The organism is Pseudoalteromonas sp. DY56-GL79 (assembly GCF_041414765.1).
In the GTDB taxonomy this organism is placed as follows: domain Bacteria; phylum Pseudomonadota; class Gammaproteobacteria; order Enterobacterales; family Alteromonadaceae; genus Pseudoalteromonas; species Pseudoalteromonas piscicida.
Genome location: NZ_JANHZS010000008.1, coordinates 127542 through 147743, shown reverse-complemented (window position 1 = coordinate 147743; position 20202 = coordinate 127542). Strand labels below are relative to the sequence as shown.

Sequence of the window (20202 nt, the reverse complement as noted above, 5' to 3'; positions counted from 1 at the left end):
TATGTTGTGGGAGCGGGTTCGCCCTGCGAGCTTTTCCCCAATAACCGCCGCATAAAGTGACTCCCACCAAAGGCTTGAATATGGTGTAGGAGCGGGTTCACCCCGCGATCTTTTCCCCATTAATCGCCGAGTAAAGTGGCTCACACCAAGGGCTTGAATATGGTGTAGGAGCGGGTTCACCCCGCGATCTTTTCATCAAGATCGGCGCATAGAGCGCCTCCCACAGCGACTAATGTGAATGCTTTATTTTTCAGCGATTTGCCATACCGCAACTGAACCGGAAATTTCATTACCGATCACCAATAAGGCTTCGCCAGTTGCACTTTTGTCGGCAGGAATAAATGCCATGCCCTCTGGGGCTAAGTCGCCACTGATTTCGGCATCTTCAACTAATCCGCGGTTGTAAAAATAATCTTCAAACTTAACATCGTAAGGGTTGGTGATATCGTAAACCATGATACTACCCATACGCTCTAAGCCAACGAATGCAAAAGTGCGTTCACCAATTTGACCTAGCGCTAGTGCTTCCGGCTCTGGGCCTTTTGCATCGGAGCGCGTATCGCCTTCATTGGTGTCTTCATCATTGTTAAATTGTGCGCCATGCACGGAGGCTGTGATCCGCTCGATTTGATCGCCTGAGTCGAACACCACAAGGCCGTTGCTATCCCAAATAGTGAATGAACGTGCACCATAGGTGTACAGCGCTTCATATTGACCGTCATTATTTTCATCGCCTTTCACCGTTGTAACTTTAAGGCGACCAATGTCGTCATCGTCATTATTGAGATAAGCAAAGTTGCTTGCTAAGGTAAGATCTTCGGCACGGCTCTCATCAATGTACGCTAAACAACCATCGTCTTTATCGTAATCTAGGCCACCTTTCGCGGTACAGTCGGCTTCATCCGCAGCATCAAAAAAGTATTCTCTACCATCACCTTCATTGGCAGAGACAATAAAGTTCGCGCCTTTCCACGTGTAGCTAGAGATAGTGTCTGGCTGATACATGCCGTAAAGACCGGGATACTTTTTAAAATTGATCTTTTTATCTTTATCCGAGGCATCCATGGTGTAATTAGACCAGTCTTTGAATCCCAAACCGACTAAATTAAGGCTATTGTCACTGAGATCTACGATAGCGAGTGCGTTGTTTTCTTGGATTGAAACATAGGCGAAGCGGTTGTCTTTAGAGATGGTGACATATTCCGGTTCCAAATCCATCGCAACTGTCGTATTAATAAGTTTGCCATTGATAGTGCGACCAGTTGGATTGGCGAAGACAATGCCTTGTGCTTCTAGCTCTGCTTGCTTGGTGTTAAATGCGCTAAAGTCTAATTGTGTTGCTGTATTTGCAACTACGCCATTTTTAATGTTGATAATGCTGATGCTACCTTCAGGATCAACGCTGTAGTCACCTGCGGGTTCCCCTTCATTTGCGACCACGACTTTGCTGCCATCATGAGTAAAGGTAACCATATCAGGTAGTGCACCCGCCGTTACATTTTTAACAAAGGCCGGAGTTGCACCTGAGATATCATAAAAAGCGATTTGTCCTGCATCACCCGTCGTCTTGGCAGCCATTGCAACCGCCAATAGTTGGTTGTTTTCGTCAACTGCAATACTGTTTGCGTCGCCGGGGGTATTGTCGTTTAAGTTGATTGTCATGGCTGATGTTAAATTTGTAGCGGTAATAACACCTTCATTATTTTTGACCAGAGCGGCCGTATCAAAGCTGGTTGCTGGAATAACTTCAACCACAGCGGCACTGCCTGAACTATTAATGGCATATATCCATTTTTTGGACGCTTGGTAAGCGACAATTTCAGCGGCGCCTTCAGGGCTTTCTGCATTAAGCACTGCGCGTCCTACAAGACTTATTTCAAGCATGCTATTGGCGTTAGTGCCATTGGTTCCGTCTTGTCCGTTTGCTCCATCTTGGCCGTCAGAGCCATTTGTACCATTTTCTCCATCGTTACCATCTTGTCCGGCAACGCCTTGTTGCCCTTGCGAACCCGTGGCGCCATCGTCACCATCAAGTGAACAGCCAGTGAGAAGAGAAAGCAAAGAGAGCGCGATAAGTGAGTGCTTAAACATAAAATATCCTGATTATTATTGTTAAAGCTGCTACTTAATCACAAAAAGATGACTCTTATATGGCAATGAGGTTTCACAATTATTGTGAGAAATTCATTGATATCACTGAGCTGGATGTAATGCCATTCAAGCGTTAGTACCATCGATATCAAAGGATGATTAGGCAAAAGTTGGTATTGCGGCTGGTGCAATTAGGTACAGACAAAAAATATACAATAATTTTGCAAATTTGATGAACTTTTATTCAAACCTGTTCGTAAGGGTTAGCTATGGGTGACAAAAGTCATTCTTTTTAACCGAGTCTACAGGATGAGTATAATGAAAAAGTTTATAGTAAGTGCCTGCCTCATGCTTCTTATGGCATGTAGCGATAACGACGATAACGATACGGTTACACCTCCGCCACCGCCGCCAGTCCAAGAGTTTTCAGCGACTAAGACCTTTGAATTGATGTTATCAGGAAAGCAAGAAGTACCGATGAATACGTCAATGCAAACCGCTTTTGCAACAGTTGAGCTTGATGAAAATCTGATGCAATTTAGAGCAACACTCGACTACAGCAATGTCGAAGGTTTTAGTGCTGCACATATTCACGATGGCGATTTAGGTGCGAATGGCGATGTGGCATTCGCCTTTGAAGCATCGGATGACAATAAGGTGAGTATTCCAATCACAGATCTGTCTGAGGATCTAATTGAGGATATGCTGGACGGTGATTGGTATATTAATCTACACACCGAAGCCTTTCCAAGCGGCGAGTTACGCGCTCAGATTGTGCCTGACACGGTAAGCGTGATCACGTTCAAATTAGATGGCTCACAACAGGTGCCAATGAATGAAAGTAGTGCTATGGGGTATGGTTATGCGTCATACGACAGCACCGATGGCGAGCTCTACCTTCGCGCGGTCACTATGGGCGTTGATGATGCCACTGCTGCACATATTCACACTGGCCGCATTGGCATGAACGGCGATGTACTTGTGGTGTTAGAGCAGGACGACGAAGTAATGACAGACTGGGTAACGCCTGATGACACGATGATAGACGAAGCGACGTTGAATGTTTTGCTCTCGGGCGGACACTACGTCAATGTACACACGCCAGAGATGCCAAACGGTGAGATCCGCGGCCAAATCCTGACGGACAATTACACAGTTGCGACATTTGACTTATCCGGCAAACAGGAAGTGCCAGCAGTAGCAACAATGGCGTCAGGGGACGGCTATGCATTGGTTAACACAAACGATTATGAAGTTGAACTTCGTGTAGTGACAATGGGTGTTGAGGATGCAACGGCGGCACATATTCATACTGGCCGGATCGGCATGAATGGCGATGTTTTAGTTGGCCTTGAGCAAAGCACCGATGATATGAATGTATGGATGACGCCAGACAACACCATGATCAATGCTGAGATTTTTGCAGTGCTCGCATCGGGTGGTCACTATGTTAACGTCCATACTCCTAGCAATCCCAGTGGTGAACTACGTGGCCAAATTCTTACCAGCAATTATGCGCTCGCTACATTTGCGCTATCAGGACAGCAAGAGGTTCCTGCAGTATCGACCATGGCGTCAGGGGACGGCTATGCACTGGTTAACACAAACGACTATGAAGTTGAACTTCGCATTGTGACAATGGGTGTTGAAGATGCAACGGCGGCACATATTCATACCGGTCGGATCGGCATGAATGGTGATGTTTTAGTCGGCCTTGAGCAAAGCACCGATGATATGAATGTGTGGATGACCCCAGACAACACCATGATCAATGCTGAGATTTTTGCGGTGCTCGCATCAGGTGGTCACTATGTTAACGTCCATACTCCTAGCAATCCCAGTGGTGAGCTACGTGGCCAAATTCTTACCAGCAATTATGCGCTCGCTACATTTGCGCTATCAGGACAGCAAGAGGTTCCTGCGGTATCGACCATGGCGTCAGGGGACGGCTACGCACTGGTTAACACAAACGATTATGAAGTTGAACTTCGTGTAGTGACAATGGGTGTTGAAGATGCAACGGCGGCACATATTCATACCGGCCGGATCGGCATGAATGGTGATGTTTTAGTGGGCCTTGAGCAAAGCACCGATGATATGAATGTATGGATGACGCCAGACAACACCATGATCAATGCTGAGATTTTTGCAGTGCTCGCATCGGGTGGTCACTATGTGAATGTGCATACACCAGCAAATGCGAGTGGTGAACTACGTGGCCAGATCCTCACTGACAACTACACTTTGGTAGCGTTTCCATTGAGTGGCGAGCAAGAAGTCCCAGCCGTTACAACCACAGCGACTGGTAGTGGATATGCTTTGGTAAATCGAAACGGCTTCGACCTTGAATTACAAGTCCTTACCTCAGGTGTTGCCGATGCAACGGCTGCACATATACATACTGGTATTGCTGGTGAAAACGGCCCTGTTTTACTAACGTTAATGCAAGATGGTAGTGATGCCAATCGCTGGATGGCTCCGGCCAATGCAGCATTGACAGCGGAAATATTTGCGATTCTGGCTGGCGGTGGTCACTACGTGAATGTGCATACACCAGCAAATCCAAGTGGTGAGTTAAGAGGCCAAATAGTTAATTAACCTGAGGTTTGGATAAGGAATGTTCCAACTCATTGTTTCTAAAGAACAGCTTAGTTTTTTCCTTCTCTAGCCAGAGAGTTTTAGGGAAAACACCGCTTCCGCGTCCTGCTCTCGCTAAGGTACCTACATCCTGTAGGCAAGGCGAATTTACGCACCAATAGCTGGCTATTGGAAGTGAATTCAACGCAGTTAGCGCTAAAACTGGCTGCTAGAAAGGCATTAATTATCCGCAGCTCAGGTTAATTAATCGCTTAGGTAATTATCTCGCATCTAAGAGTCTGTTAACTGCAGGCTCTTTTTCTTTATATTCAAATTACACAACCATTATCCAGTCAGGGGAGTTATATTTAGTTAAAAATATGTAACTAAAAAATCATGATTTGTTCCCGTAATCGTAATACAAAGCGTCTAGCGTAAGCCTTCTTTAAAATAATAATGGTATTACAATGAATAAGATAAGCGTTTGTTCTGCGATCGTAGCTGCATTATTACTGAGTGCATGTGATGATGATTCTGTGGAGGTTGTGCAGGTTGAAAAGCCGGTGATCACAACGGAGACTGAAATAAAAGTCGTTGAAGTTCCGGTAATTGTGGAAGTGCCAGCAGGTAGCGCAAGTGCCATGCAAGTGGGCACACGGCCTGATTTCTTGATTCAAGATATGGAAGACAGTGCACTCAAAACTAAGCTTGAGCAGTGTGCTAACGGACCTTTTTATAAAACAGACTTTTCAATTGGACACCGTGGTGCGCCAATGCAGTTTCCTGAACACACCAAAGAATCTTATATTGCGGCAGCTAAAATGGGTGCTGGGATTTTAGAGTGTGACGTCGCTTTTACCAAAGACAAAGAGCTGGTTTGTCGCCATTCACAATGTGATTTACACACTACAACAAATATTTTAGCAACGGATTTAGGCCAAAAATGTACAACACCATTTGTGCCAGGCGATCCTGAAAATGGAATTGCAGCCCAAGCTATGTGTTGTACCAGCGACATTACTTTGGCTGAGTTTAAGACATTAAAAGGTAAAATGGATGCCGCGAACTCAATGGCTACAACTGTAGCGGAATATATGGATGGCACGGCAAATTGGCGCACCGATTTATATTCGAGCCGTGGCACTTTAATGACCCATGCCCAGAGTATTGAGTTATTTAAAAGTTTAGGCGTGAAAATGACGCCAGAGCTGAAGACTCCCTCTGTCGCCATGCCTTTTGACGGTTTTACACAAGAAGCCTACGCACAAAAAATGATCGACGAATATAAAGCCGCAAATGTAGATCCAAAAAATGTCTGGGCGCAGTCATTTAATCGTGACGATGTCGTCTATTGGATAAAAGAAAATCCAGAGTTTGGTGCACAGGCAGTGTATTTGGACGACAGGTACGAAGCGCAAGTAGCTGACAATGAAACCATGGTATCAGCAGAGCAAATCGTGCATAACCCTGAGTTAATGTCGCCAACAATGGAGGAGCTTGCAGCGGATGGTGTTAACATTATCGCACCGCCTCTTTGGATGTTATTAACCGAAGAAGGGGGGGAAATCGTACCTTCACCTTATGCCAAAGCTGCAAAAGCAGCAGGGCTTGGGATCATCACTTGGACATTAGAGCGCTCTGGTCACTTAGCCAGCGGTGGTGGTTGGTACTATCAAAGCATCAACGGCAGTCTGTCTGGTGCGGCGATGATAGATAATGATGGCGATACCTTTAAAGTGCTAGATGTATTGGCCAAAGAGGTTGGCGTAATCGGCGTATTCTCTGATTGGCCAGCAACGACCACTTACTATGCAAGCTGCATGGGTATGCCTGCCAGTATTTAAGCGGTGTTAATTGTGGTAGGAGCGGATTTACTCCGCGATCTTGTCTTTAATGATCGCCGCATAAAGCGGCTCCTACCACGAGTTTGAGTATATGGTAGGAGCGGGTTCACCCCGCGATCTTTTGATTTGGTTTTCACTGTTATTATGTCAACTCCGTTTGTTCCTAATTCTATGCTAGAAGAATCTCACCCTCTGCACTAGTCTTTATTGTGAACGCTTTAATAAAGGCTAGAATCATGAAGTTAAACTCTATCCGTATCCTCATGACCACTATCTTTGGTGGCATTATTGTTTTTGTCGTCATCGTTACATTATTGGTTGTTAACATGTACAACGCTTTGCTTGATTTTGAACAAATGGCGGACAACCGTTATAAGGCCTATCAACTGGCCGATGAATTAAGACAAAGCTCCGATGATTTAACGCGATTGGGAAGAACCTATGCGGTAACTGGGAACGATAAATACGAAAAGATGTATATGGATGTATTAGCAATTCGTAATGGTGAAAAGCCAAGACCTGAAGGTTACCATAAAATTTATTGGGATCTGGTGCTTAACTATGGTGAGAAACCTAAACCAGACGGTCAGCGAGAAGTATTACTCGATGCCATGAAAGCGGCGGGCTTTAGCCAAAAGGAGCTCAACTATTTAAGTGAGGCGCAAGCCAATTCCGATGGCCTCGTCGCATTAGAAGTCGAAGCCATGAATGCCGTAAAAGGTAAGTTTAAAGATAGTTCAGGTAATTACACCATCCAAGGCGAGCCTGATTTGAACAAAGCGGTTAAGCTTACTCACAGTGATGATTATCATCGCTATAAAGCCAACATCATGAAACCAGTTGAATCGTTTTTTACGGAACTTGAAAGTCGTACCAAACAAAATGTTGTGCAAGCTCACAGTGCTGTAGAGTCTTATGTTTTGTGGGCGATGGTGATGTTAGTCATAACCGTATGTTTTAGTTTATTCGGTGTGTATTTAGTTCGTCGTCGTATCGTGAAACCGATAGAGTTACTTGGTAGAACTTTTGAAGAGATAGGCAGTTCAAACGATCTTAGAAAAACGGTAGACGAAAGCGGCGCAACTGAGATTAAAGCGGTGGCCAATATCGTAAACCGTATGCTCAATAGCTTTAAAAATACAGTCACGAATATCGGCTCAGCGGGTGGCGCGATGTCACAATCTTCCAAAGAAGTGGCGCACTTTATTCGCAGTAATAAGGAGATAAGCGAAGAACAAAATGCCCGTCTTGAAACCATCGCTACGGCTGCGGAAGAAATGACCGCAACACTCAATGAGGTCACGTCCAGTACCGTGAGTACCGCAGATTATGCAAATCAGGTTGAACTTGAAGCACAGCGGGGGATGGAAGTGATGTCGCAAACCAGCCAGCAATTTAGTGATTTGTCAGTGCGCTTTGACGAAACCGCGAATATTATCTCTGAATTGACTGAGCAAAGTGATCAAGTGTCAAATGTAGTGAGCGTGATCCAGGCGATTGCAGAGCAAACTAATCTGCTTGCATTAAATGCTGCCATCGAAGCGGCAAGGGCTGGAGAGCAAGGCCGCGGTTTTGCTGTTGTTGCAGATGAAGTAAGGACCCTTGCACAAAGAACCCAAAAATCCACCGAAGAAATTCGCGATATCATCAACCAGCTGCAAACCAAAGCGGGGAGTGCGAATACCGCCATTCAGCAAAGTCAGCACCAAGTGCAAGCGACGGAAGAGCAGGTGATGGTATCTTCCGAAGTGCTTGATAGCATCTTTGAAGCGGTGAGCAAAATCAAAGACTTGACTCAAGGTGTTGCCACCGCTTCACAGGAGCAGTTATCGGTGACAGAAGACATTAACACCAATATCAATGGCCTGAGTGATATCTCTAAAGAAGCGATTAAGCGGATGAATGAGTTTATGGCCATTGTTGAGCAGTTAGAGCAAACCAGTCATCGCCTCAACGACAATGCAAGGGAGTTTACTGTTTAGCTTGTAGCAAGCGCTTTACGCGGTGGTCTCTTCTTTACTGATCGCCGCGTAAAGCGGCTCCTACTAAGGGGTAGAGTATGTTGTAGGAGCGGATTTACTCCGCGATCTTATCTCAAATGATCGCCGCATAAAGCAGCTCCTACCAAGGGGGGATTTGGTAGGTGTGGGTTTACCCGCACTTCTATCTCTAATGACCGCCGCTTTACGCGGCGATCTCTCCATGAGTAGAACCAAGAAAAATCAATAAATCTACAACTTCCCTTAAATATCACTTAGATCAAAATACAAATGAGATTAATTATCAATATTTTTGACTTTTGTTCAGTTTCCATTTAGAGTACGCGCCAAAATTTACTTTAATGCAATAAATTTTGGGATATTAACAATGACAAACACGCCTTTTAAACGTGGTGTACTTTCTGCTTTGGTGCTTTCTGCCCTTAGTCCAGTTGCTTTTGCTGACTCGGTAAAAGCGCAGCCAGACATGGAGCGCATCGTGGTAACTGCGACCGGCTTTGAGCAAAAAATACCAGAAGCACCAGCGAGTATTTCAGTGATCACGGCTGAAGACATTCAAGCTCAGTCCTATACGACTTTGCTTGATGCCGTGAAGTACCAAGAAGGCGTGGACATTGGTACAACTCGAGATAAAACCGGCCAAGGCAGCGTGAGCATGCGTGGTTTAACAGGCGAATATACGCTGCTACTTATTGACGGTAAGCGTCAAAACAACCACGGTGATATCTACCCAAATAACTTTGGTGGTAACGCGTTTAACCATATTCCACCTAAAAGTGCCATTGAGCGAATTGAAGTCATTAGGGGGCCAGCTTCTACACTTTACGGCGCAGATGCGATGGGCGGCGTAATCAACATTATTACTAAAAAGTCAGTAGATGAATGGACTGGCAGCATCGATTTTGGCCGAAGTCTACAAACAAACGACCAGTTTGGCGATGACATTACCACAGACTTCAGTATCTATGGGCCTTTAGTTAAAGGTTTACTCAATTTTTCTGCTCGCGGTAGCATTTATGAGCGTCAAGCTTCAAGCCCTGAGTTTTCACCTGCAATCGATCCAAATGGTGAGCAGCATCATCGTGAACTTGGTTTTGGTAGTGGTGGTAGAACGGTTGATAACACTAATACGCAACTTGGTGCGACGTTTGTATTTACGCCAAACGACAACCACACTGTTACTTTTGACTACGATATCTCAAATCAAGAGTACGATAATACACCAAACTACGACGTTGAGTCGGGCAAAATTACCTATCCGCTTGGCACCAAAGACAACATTGAATCAATCTGGCAAGACCGTCGCGGTGTGGTAAATCCACGCGCAGGTTATGCGGCGGATCAAGAATTTGACCGAAGCTGGTGGTCACTAACGCATCAAGGTACGTTTGGTGATATTGAAACCTTTGTGTCATTGGCGTTTGTTGATACCGATAACAATGGCCGTACTATGCCGCTTTCTGTTGCGGAGCGTAAACTACTACAAGCGATGTACGATGGCAGTGGTAAATATGCTGATATGGAAGAAGCAGAGCGTAAAGCGCTTGCTGAAAGCACATTCTTACCACGTCCAAAGCGTACACTGAACAGTAACCAATATACGTTAGACGCGAGAGTGGATATTCCAGTTGACGATTTATTTGGCGATCACGTGTTTGTTGTGGGCGGCCAGTGGGTTGACGGTGAATTACAAGATGGCGTATTTGGTATGGAGTCTGGCGTTGATCAAGGCGTTCAGGAACACCAAATGTACTCGCTATTTGTAGAAGATAACTGGAGCCTGAGCGATCCGCTAACCGTTACTGTGGGTGTCCGTCACGATAACCACGATGTATTTGGTAGCCAACTTTCTCCGCGTCTATACGGTGTATACGAGCTGTCTGACGATTGGACAGTAAAAGGCGGGATCAGCACGGGTTATAAAACGCCACAAACGACTGACTTATACAACGGTATCACCGGCTTTGGTGGTCAGGGTACGTCACCGTTTGCAGGTAACCCAGATCTTGAACCAGAAACCAGTGTAAACAACGAAGTTGCATTGTATTGGACGCACCCAACTGAGAACCACAATTTTAATATCACTTACTTCTCAACGGAGTTTGACGATAAAATCGCCCGTGGTGACACCATCAAGAGCTGCTCTGCAACCAATGGCGCAAAACCATGCGTGAATTTGGGTGTATACGACGAGCTTGGTTACGATACTTACAGCCAAAAAATCAATATCGACAAAGTTGAGATCCAAGGTATTGAGCTTGCAGGTCGTTACCAGTTCACTGATGCAGTTTCACTATACGCAAACTACACCTGGACCGACAGCGAGCAAAAGAGCGGCCCTCAAGAAGGTCAACCACTAACCAATACCGCTGAGCACATGGCAAATGCCACTGTAAACTGGCAAGTAACGGACGAGTTTTCACTAACGCTAAATGCTGAAATGCGCTCTGATCGTTACCGTGGCTGGGACAACAACCTAGACAAAGCCATGTACTACAAAAACTACAACCTATTGCACTTAGGTGCTAAATACACCTTTAACGACAATGTTACTGTGTTTGCGCGTATCAATAACTTATTGGATGAAGACTTTACGTCTTATAGCACAGATTACAACGACTTAAACGGTGATGGTAAATACGAATACCTAAGCGGCCGTGGTGTGGTAAGTGAAGTCGTATTTAGCGACGACTACAACGTAAAAGACAAAGCCCGCAATATTTGGTTTGGTGTAAACGTGACGTTTTAATATCCATGTAAAGCATTACTAGATTACAAAACTCAAAGGAGGTGCAATTTGCACCTCCTTCTTTATTGCCACTTGTGCAGGACGCAGCGATCATTTCTCTACTTTTACCTCGCTCGTAGCAGCGGCTTTACGCCGCGACAGTCATCTGTTTTAACAGAATAAATCCGCTTGCTACCTTGTGTAGGAGCCGCTTCACGCGGCGATCATTTCTCTACCTTTTAGCTCGCTCGTAGCAGCGGCTTTACGCCGCGACAGGCATCTGTTTTAGCAGAATAAATCCGCTTGCTACCTTGCGTAGGAGCCGCTTCACGCGGCGATCTTTTCAAAAAGATCGCGCGCTCACTCTCTCAACCATTAACCTCAATCCAACGCGGTCAAGGCACGATAGGTATCATAGGCAAACTGGTCTGTCATACCGCTAATAAAATCCTGAATAAGGCGGCAGCGATAATAAAACTCAAAAATCGGCTCTGCTTGCTCAGGCTCACTAAGCTTCGCCAAGGTCTCGCGGTATACCGCAACATACTTTTTGGAAATTCGATTAATCAATCGCGACTCTATCGCAAAGTCATGGTCGCCATTTAATGCTGCGTTAAACTCGTCGGCGTCTAAATCAAGCACCCGTTGATATTCATTCAATATGCTGCTGGTGATCTTGTAGCCTTGAAGCTCCAACTGCTCGACTTCTTTATTCGAAAATACCTTGTTGGCCGCCACAGTTTTCAACGACTTTACAATGGCATGAAGGTGGCTGTTATCCTCCAGTAACGAAGCGTTAAAACTCCCTTCGTAGATTGCATCAATATTGTCGATAAAACGTGTTTTGGCATGTTCAGCAAGCGGGTGCAACAACCCCACGCGGAGCCAAATAAAAAATTCATTATCAAAATTCGCCATATGCTTGCTGGCTTTGTCATTGGCATAATGCAGTTTTTTACTCATAAGCTCTAATAGCTTGTCATCGGTGATCCCAAATCCTGCTGCGATATTTTGATATTCCTCTATTAAACAGCCCGTTAACTCATCTACACTAATAATGCCTTTTTCTACAGCGTCTTCCATATCAGCAAGGCAATAAGCAATATCGTCAGCTGCTTCCATGATATAAGTCACCGGGTGGCGATTACCCACTTGGATCTGTAACTTGTCGCACAGCTCACTGACAAGCCCACTTTCACTAAAATAGTATCCCGCTTTCTTTTGCAAATAAGACTTATCAATGGCTACGGTTGATTTAGGCGTGGTTGCGCAGCGGGTATATTTCATCACAGTGGCACATTGTGAATAGGTAAGATTGAGTCGAGAAAGTGTATGAATAACACGAATGGCTTGGGCGTTACCCTCAAAACTACAAATATCGAGCAGTAACTCCATTTCTTGATTCAGCACCGCCAGATCCGACGCTTTGCTCTCCTTTGAGCCATACCTAAGCGCCGCTCGAGCACTTTTTGCAAACTGTTGATGCTGGCTCAAATAGCGTTTAAACCAATCATTGATAGCGGCCTCGCCAAAGTGACCAAATGCAGGGTTACCAATATCGTGCATCAAACAGGCCATTTCAGACAGGGTGACCAAACACTCAGACAAATCCACCTGCTGGCTGTTTTTATCCTCATATTGCAGCAAATCTTGCCTACCTTGCTGTACCAGCGCATCAACAATTTTTTTAGCAATGTAACGGCCGTTTTGTTGCACCTCCAGAGAGTGCGTTAAGCGCGAACGCACCGCCGCATTACGCTCAAGCGGAAACACCTGGGTTTTTTGTTGCAGCCGTCTAAGCGCAGCACTGTTGATAATACGCCCACGGTCGCTTTCAAGACTACTCGCCTCACTGCCACCGGTATTGTAAGAGCGTTCGTTTGTTATTTTATTCTTGAAGTGCATGCCACTTTCCTGTTGAGACCCAAGCTACATTTCCAATGTAGGTGAATGTGGAAAAGTTGTAAACCGAATCGACACCTCGCATAGCCAGCCTACAAGCAAACCTTTATATAAGGTAAGGTAGCGCAGTACCTCAGTACCGAACTAACAACAGGCAAAACACCGACTAAGCCAGTAAAGTGATAAAAATAGCTGTAATACGTTGTAATGGGCTAGCCCATCTATATTTGTTACTTTTAACAGTTTGAGTTAACCCTAGTTTTAACGGTCTGGCAAAAAATATCTAGCACTTTGGTGGTAAAAACACCTGGATTTGACGTAAATCACTACAAAACGCACGGATTTTCGGGTTTAATACTCTCAGCATTCGTTTACATCTAATTTCAAATGAATATATACAGCGGTTAAGGATGAAGTAACCGCTCACGAACAGGATCTTTATGTGTTTGAGCGTTTATCTAACCATTTAGATTAGTAAGATCAGCTTTACTGTGGCATCACATTGGCGACGGACAGCAAATGTGAGTTTGCAGAGTTTCAATGGTGACATGGAAATCATACTTTTCGTCATTTACACTGCGCCACTAAATGAAGTTATGTTAGGTAAAAGATGTCCGAAATTACGCTCGCTTATTACGACCAACATGCAGATGAATTTGCAAACTCAACATTCAATGTGGACATGCAACCGCTTTATCAGGAGTTTCTTCCTGAATTACCAAAGCGTGAGAAAAGTCACATTCACATCTTTGACGCGGGTTGTGGCAGTGGCCGCGACGCGGTAGCGTTCAAACAACTAGGCTATGAAGTTAGCGCAATGGATGCGTGCGAAAAGCTAGTGAAGATTGCCGCTACACAACTAGGCCAACCAGTGAGACACCAATTCTTTGAAGATATACAAGATATTGCTGCTTTTGATGGTATTTGGGCTTGTGCCAGCCTTTTACATGTTGCATTGAAAGACCTGTCCAATGTTTTTGTGAAGTTACAAGATGCGCTTAAACCTCATGGTGTGTTGTATGTTTCGTTCAAATATGGTGCGGGTGAACGGGAGCACAATGGCCGTAGATTTACAGATCTTAATGAAGACGGATTATCAAAAGTTATCACAGCATGTCCAAATCTCAACGTCATTAAGCAATGGGTGACGGAAGATAGAAGGCCTAACCGCGATAATGAACTTTGGTTAAACGCTCTACTTAGGAAGGATTAATCAAGTGAGCAGTAAGAACCAAGGAGGAAAACTTGCGCTGTGCACCAATAAGCAACTTTATATAGGGGGCGATGATCCCTTATTGCCTGCACTGCTCCATGCCATCGAGCAAGCTGACGAGATTGAAATTACCGTTTCATTTATTCAGCGATCTGGTCTTGATTTACTTTTTGATGCTTTGTACGACGCTCTAGTAAACGGCACTACCTTAAAGCTACTTACGTCGGATTACCTAGACTTTACTTGCCCGTTCGCACTAAAAGAATTGATGACACTACAGACTTTAGGGGCTGTTCTACGAGTATATGAAACTCGCGGAAATGAGAGTTTCCATATGAAGTCATACATTTTTACCAAAACCAAAGGTGAAGATAGTCAAATTTACGAGGGGAGTGCGTTTATTGGTTCAAACAATATAAGTGCAGTGGCATTAACTCAAGGGTTAGAATGGTGTTTTCGCCATGATTTTATAGCCAGTCAGAGTGGTAATAACAAGGCAACGTTTTTGCAGTTTAAGGCTGCGTTTGCCCGTTTATTTAATCACCCTCAAACAACATGTTTAAGCTACCTGTGGATACAGCACTATCAAAAACGTCGTAAGAAGCCACAATTCAAAACTGTTAGTAAGGTCGATGACGACATAGATATTGAGCCGATTGGCCCTAGACCTGAGCAGCAAGAAGCCCTAGAAAAACTAAATAACGCAAGAGCACAAAGCTATAAAAGAGGCTTAGTGGTATTAGCGACGGGAATGGGCAAAACGTGGCTTGCTGCTTTTGATGTTCAACAAGTAGGCGCTAAAAAAGTCCTATTTGTGGCACATAGAGAAGAAATTCTCAAGCAAGCGGCCAAGACGTTTACGCGATTAATTGATTGTACTGCAGGGTTTTATACAGGTAAGCAAAAACAAAGTGATGCCGACTTTTTGTTTGCCTCTGTACAGAGCATTGGTAAAACAGAGAGTTTGAGGCAGTTCACTGTCGATTATTTTGACTACATTATTGTTGATGAATTTCATCATGCGAGCAGTAAATTATACCGAAATTTGCTGTCTTACTTTGAGCCGCAATTCTTACTTGGTTTAACAGCTACACCAGAGCGAACGGACCAAGCCGATATTTTAAGCCTGTGTGACAACAACCTCGTTTATGAGCGGAATATGGTGCAGGGGATTGACGCCAAAACGCTCGCGCCGTTTCACTATTATGGTATTTGGGATGAAAGCGTTGACTATACCGCAATTCCTTGGCGTAACGGCAAGTTTGATCCAACCAGTCTAAACAATCAATTTGCGACAGAGCACAGAGCAAAACATGCTTTACAGCACTGGAAACAGTTAGCGCAAACACGCACGCTGGCTTTTTGTATTTCGACCACACACGCCGACTACATGGCAAACTACTTCAATAAAGCGGGAATTAAAGCGGCTTCAGTACATGGAAAGTCAAGCATAAAACGCAGTGAAGCACTCGCGCATTTAGCATCTGGAAAACTACAAATTATTTTTAGTGTTGACCTGTTTAATGAGGGCACTGACTTACCCAGTATCGACACTGTGATGATGCTGAGGCCCAGTGAATCAAAGGTTTTATTCTTACAGCAATTAGGTCGTGGACTGAGAATCCATCAACAGAAAACGCATTTGGTGGTATTAGATTTTATTGGTAACCACCACAGTTTTCTGAACAAGCCTTATGCACTTTTTGGTACACATTCGCCTAGAGACTTAGTTGCTAAGTTCAGTAAAGACAACCAAGTAGTTCTGCTACCTGAAGGGTGTTTTGTAAATTACGACCTAGAAATTACTGACTTTTGGCAGCTACTCGCTAAAGAACAGCGAACCACGGCTCTTGATGATTATCAAAATCTAGCAGATCAGTTAGGTCATGCGCCTGATGCTTGTGAGTTTTTCCATGAGTATGGTGAGTTTAAGAAGATAAAACCCTATGGAAGTTGGTTTGAGCTCGTTGTAAAAGCAAAGAGCGTTAGTAGTATTTCAGCTAAGTGGCTTGCGCCCTACAAGGTGTTTTTAAAAGAGGCTGTCGAAGTGACCAGCATGACAAAATGCTTTAAAGCCATTTTGCTTGAAGCCTTTGTTCAGCTCGATGGTATAGCTTATCCTCCCACATTAAGAGCGCTGGCAGATAAGAGTTATGATGTGCTATTGCACTATCCTCAGTTAAGAAAGCTAGACATATCAGAAAAGGACAGAAGCAAAAGCAAAGGCAGTAAAGCTTGGTTCAATTATTGGTTCGATAATCCGATTAACGCTTTCACGGAAGCAAAAAAACCTGTGCATAAGCGAAAAGCACACCACTGGTTTTCAATTGAACAAGCACCAAATCAATCCATTGAAGAAGCACAGTTCAAACTAAACCTTGAAGTTAAAACGCAAGATATTGAACAACTGACCGATTGTATATTGGAGTTAAGCCGCTATCGCCTTGCTAGATATCTTCATACCAAACGTGACAGGCTAGCCGAACTCGAAAGTACACAGACGGTAACAGATGATGCGATACCAAACCAACTTCAAAGCACAGATGTTGGGGAAAACGTAGTACAGCTGCCATATTTTCCTAACTTACAAATTGCTTGTGGTCACTTTAAAACAGGTGATAGTAGCGAAATGTCCTTCGTGCCTGCACCACCAGGGTGTGGGAAAGTCGACCCTGAAAAACACTTCTTAGCTCATGCTAGTGGCAATTCTATGAATGGTGGGAAATACCCGATCTTCGATGGGGATTTATTGTTACTAGAGCGGATCACATCGAACAATGCAGGATCAATTACAAATACCACTATCGCCATCGAGCGCTTTGACGCAGCTGGCGACGAACAATTTTTACTACGAGATGTAAGAAAACAGATTGATGCGCAAGGTGAAGTAACCTACTTACTTGTGGCAAGAAACCCAGAGTATGCAGTAATGGAAGCCAACGATGAGTTTGTGACGTTTGCGCGGTTGAGAGAAGTTTTGAAACTCCCTGTGAACTAACGCAAGGTGGGTATGAGCTGTCAGCGTCAAAGAGGAGCTGATATTGATTTAACAACCAGATAGGTTTCTCTATCAACATAACGGATGATAGATTACAGCTTGAACTCTATGTAGATGGATTGTAAATTTATTTATCGATAAAAACTTTGATTGTATTTCAAAACTTTAGCAACTAGGACACGCAAACAAATGGATGGCTCAGCGTCACAACAACACAACACAGTAAAAAAAGCGGCTTTATTTTCATTTAATAAATTGATTGCTTTTACCGTTTTTATAACCAGTATCGTCATTGGCGCATATGCAACTGATCTTGTTGAGATAGTGAAGGCCTACGTGCTTTATTCTGGTAGTAGCTTGATTCGCTTTATACCAATTTTGGTGCTTAGTGTGGTGATGATAAGTTATTTATATTATCAATTTGAGAGAGCCGGACTAAGCACTTTTAGGAGATTCATAAAGTCAATTTTAACTGTGTTTGTATGTGCAGCATTTTTTTCAGCAGGGATGTTTCTAAAAGATCCTTGGATATCACTTTCCATGTTCAACGATGAATACGATGGCCCCGTCAAAACTTTTCAACACTACGCGGGGTTTGAAGTAAAGAAGGATAGATGTGAAAAGCGCGGTAAAAATCTTACTTGCTCCTTTTACGCTATTAATCTGCTTCCTCGTGATAATGCTTTTAGGATTAGAAATAAAAGCTATGCGATTGATCATAAAGATAGTCAAGCTAGATTACTCGCATACTATGTAGGTGAAAAGCGATATGGTAGTTATAACTCTGATTACTTTACTGTTCCTGTGGGCAGTAAGCGAATGTTTAAAATGGAGTTTGAGCTTTCATCGGATGAAAAAATGGTATTTGCTCCGTACTTGTCAGTAGTGCTGGATGCAGAACATCATGAAGAAAAGCATCTCAATTTTAGATCGATGAAGGTTGTAGACTATATTCAGTAGTCTGAGGTTTTGCAAAGGTGAATTATGAACCATGCCCTTAAATTTTTACTGTCTATCATAATTGTCATCGTGACTTTTATCGTGTCAGCAACCTTGGCTGGGATATTAGCGGAGTATGCGGGCTGGTGGAAGAAGCCGGTGATAGGTGGTGTTGCAGCGGCTTGTGTGGTGTTGTCGGGTTATATAAGTGCGCCAGTGTATAAGCTTTATTCTGCGGCGGTATGGCTGTTGATTGGTGCAGTTGCAGCTTGGGTGATGTCGAGCGTGTTTATGTATGCTGAGGATGCCGACACCTCAGTGCCTTTGTACGTGACCTACGCAAGTGGTGTGGTTGCTTTAGTGCTTTGTTGGGGTTGGCAGCGCCGAAAGGTTGCGAGAGGGATTGGTTTTCTGGAATAGGATGCAAGAGAGCGCCGCATAAAGCAGCTCCTACCAGCGGGTGCTAGTGTGGTGGGAGCGGATTTATTCCGCGATGTTTTATGTAGAGATCGCCGTGTAAAGCGGTTTCTAACTGCGGGATTATAGCTTGGTTATTCTCACTATCACGAAATTTCAATAAAAAATAGGATTGAGGGTCAAGGAATGAAGGGCGCTTGGAGCGAGTGGAAGGAGGCTATTTTTAAGGCCTGTTTGGTTGTGTTTTCTGTGTTGTTGTTTCTCTTTTTTGATGGCCGTGAGTTTTGGTTTACTCAAATACAGCCTCAGTTAACCAATATGCTAAGCAACCAAAAAACGGAATTAAATAATGCGCCTGTGGTTTCAGAGCAAAAGTTCAAACAACCAAGTTCAGTTCAGTCACCAAACGGAGATATTTTTGACCATCAAACGAGTTTAAGACAGTTTGGTCGTTGTGCTTCTCAGCAAGCTGAGGGGATTAAATACCGTGTTGAGAATGGGATATACACTTGGGTTGATGAAAGAGGCATTACGAATTACTCGGATAAAAAACCGAACTTTGCGGCTAAGCATTATCAGCCAGAGCGTAATCGTGCTCTTGATTTCTTTGACCTCAATATCTCCGGTCCAAATATCACGGATCAGTTTAAAAACACCTTAAGCGCTAAACTGAATGCCGTATTTAGAGGGTATACCAGTATTGTTGGCTTGGACGCGATGCAAAAGGTGACGCTCAGGATCAAGGTGCTACCTAATCGGCGCGAATATGAGCGAGTGGTTAAATCCTATGGTGGCAATCCAAAGGGTAATGTTGGTCTCTACTTGGGTAGATACAACCTTGCTTTGGTTGAGCAGAGAAATCATCATGCGACGATGCAAACTGCCGTTCATGAAGCGGTGCACGCTATTAATCAGGCTGTGATTGGATATACGCCGCGTTGGTTAAATGAGGGACTTGCAGGCTATTTTCAAACCGTAAAAGTGACGATGCAGGTCGGCACTGTTGCACCAAATCAAGCTAGATTACATCGCGGTTATATTACAGGGCGAGTGTTATCGCCTTATGAGCTTATCAATGCAGAATCCAAATGGAAGTCTTACAATTCTGAGCTGATGTATAAAAGTAGTTGGGCGACCATCCATTTTTTGATGTCTACCACGACTGGGAGATTGAGTTTGAAGAAATTGATGCTGCAAGAGCAAACTGAGCGATGTCGTGCTTTGAGTAACCGAGAGTCACAAGCTCTGCTACGTGCGCATTATCCAAACATAGTTGATAAATTCGCCGCCTTTATACAGAGCCCAGTAGAACCGCAAAGGTTGTGATCCTGAATTTGATGCAAAGATCGCCGCGTAAAGCGGCTCCCACCAGCGGGGCCAGTGCGGTGGGAGCAGATTGGCTCCGCGATATTTTATGTAGAGATCGCCGCGTAAAGCGGCTCCTACCAGTGGGAATCTAGTGTGGTGGGAGCCGATTGGCTCCGCTATGTTTT

Annotated in this window: 11 protein-coding genes; 9 read left to right on the top strand and 2 right to left on the bottom strand. The window is 44.2% G+C overall.

Translation table 11 applies throughout. From position 1 onward, the window contains the following. Nucleotides 1-243: 243 nt before the first annotated feature. On the bottom strand, nucleotides 244-2091 hold the full coding sequence (locus NO992_RS07700) for a choice-of-anchor I family protein (protein ID WP_371375823.1): 1848 nt from the start codon (nucleotides 2089-2091) through the stop codon (nucleotides 244-246). A 318-nt stretch (nucleotides 2092-2409) separates the two neighbouring features. Here NO992_RS07700 and NO992_RS07695 point away from each other — a divergent pair, with 318 nt between their 5' ends. The 4 genes from NO992_RS07695 (at nucleotide 2410) to NO992_RS07680 (ending at nucleotide 11261) form a co-directional block, all read left to right on the top strand. Further along, nucleotides 2410-4689: a CHRD domain-containing protein gene (locus NO992_RS07695; RefSeq protein WP_371375821.1), complete on the top strand. Its 2280-nt coding sequence runs from the start codon at nucleotides 2410-2412 to the stop codon at nucleotides 4687-4689. 446 nt (nucleotides 4690-5135) lie between these two features. Further along, nucleotides 5136-6512, top strand: a complete 1377-nt coding sequence (locus tag NO992_RS07690) for a glycerophosphodiester phosphodiesterase family protein (RefSeq protein WP_371375818.1) — start codon at nucleotides 5136-5138, stop codon at nucleotides 6510-6512. A 236-nt stretch (nucleotides 6513-6748) separates the two neighbouring features. Beyond that, a complete protein-coding gene (locus NO992_RS07685) occupies nucleotides 6749-8494 on the top strand; it encodes a methyl-accepting chemotaxis protein (protein WP_010377936.1) in 1746 nt (581 codons plus the stop codon). Nucleotides 8495-8879: 385 nt separating this feature from the next. Further along, on the top strand, nucleotides 8880-11261 hold the full coding sequence (locus NO992_RS07680; RefSeq protein WP_371375815.1) for a TonB-dependent receptor domain-containing protein: 2382 nt from the start codon (nucleotides 8880-8882) through the stop codon (nucleotides 11259-11261). Nucleotides 11262-11621: 360 nt separating this feature from the next. Here NO992_RS07680 and dgt read toward each other — a convergent pair whose 3' ends face one another. Continuing rightward, entirely contained in the window at nucleotides 11622-13145 is a 1524-nt protein-coding gene (gene dgt / locus NO992_RS07675; RefSeq protein WP_371375812.1) for a dGTPase, read from the bottom strand. Between the two features lie 607 nt (nucleotides 13146-13752). Here dgt and NO992_RS07670 point away from each other — a divergent pair. The 5 genes from NO992_RS07670 to NO992_RS07650 all read left to right on the top strand — a co-directional run bounded on the left by NO992_RS07670 (nucleotide 13753) and on the right by NO992_RS07650 (nucleotide 20035). After that, nucleotides 13753-14355: a class I SAM-dependent methyltransferase gene (locus NO992_RS07670; protein ID WP_371375809.1), complete on the top strand. Its 603-nt coding sequence runs from the start codon at nucleotides 13753-13755 to the stop codon at nucleotides 14353-14355. A gap of 4 nt (nucleotides 14356-14359) precedes the next feature. After that, nucleotides 14360-17353 carry a DEAD/DEAH box helicase family protein gene (locus NO992_RS07665; protein WP_371375806.1) on the top strand — a complete coding sequence of 998 codons (2994 nt, stop codon included), beginning with the start codon at nucleotides 14360-14362 and terminating at the stop codon, nucleotides 17351-17353. Between the two features lie 189 nt (nucleotides 17354-17542). Beyond that, nucleotides 17543-18313: a hypothetical protein gene (locus NO992_RS07660; protein ID WP_371375803.1), complete on the top strand. Its 771-nt coding sequence runs from the start codon at nucleotides 17543-17545 to the stop codon at nucleotides 18311-18313. 24 nt (nucleotides 18314-18337) lie between these two features. Continuing rightward, entirely contained in the window at nucleotides 18338-18712 is a 375-nt protein-coding gene (locus NO992_RS07655) for a hypothetical protein (RefSeq protein ID WP_371375800.1), read from the top strand. A gap of 183 nt (nucleotides 18713-18895) precedes the next feature. After that, entirely contained in the window at nucleotides 18896-20035 is a 1140-nt protein-coding gene (locus NO992_RS07650; protein WP_371375797.1) for a DUF1570 domain-containing protein, read from the top strand. The last annotated feature ends 167 nt before the right edge of the window (nucleotides 20036-20202 follow it).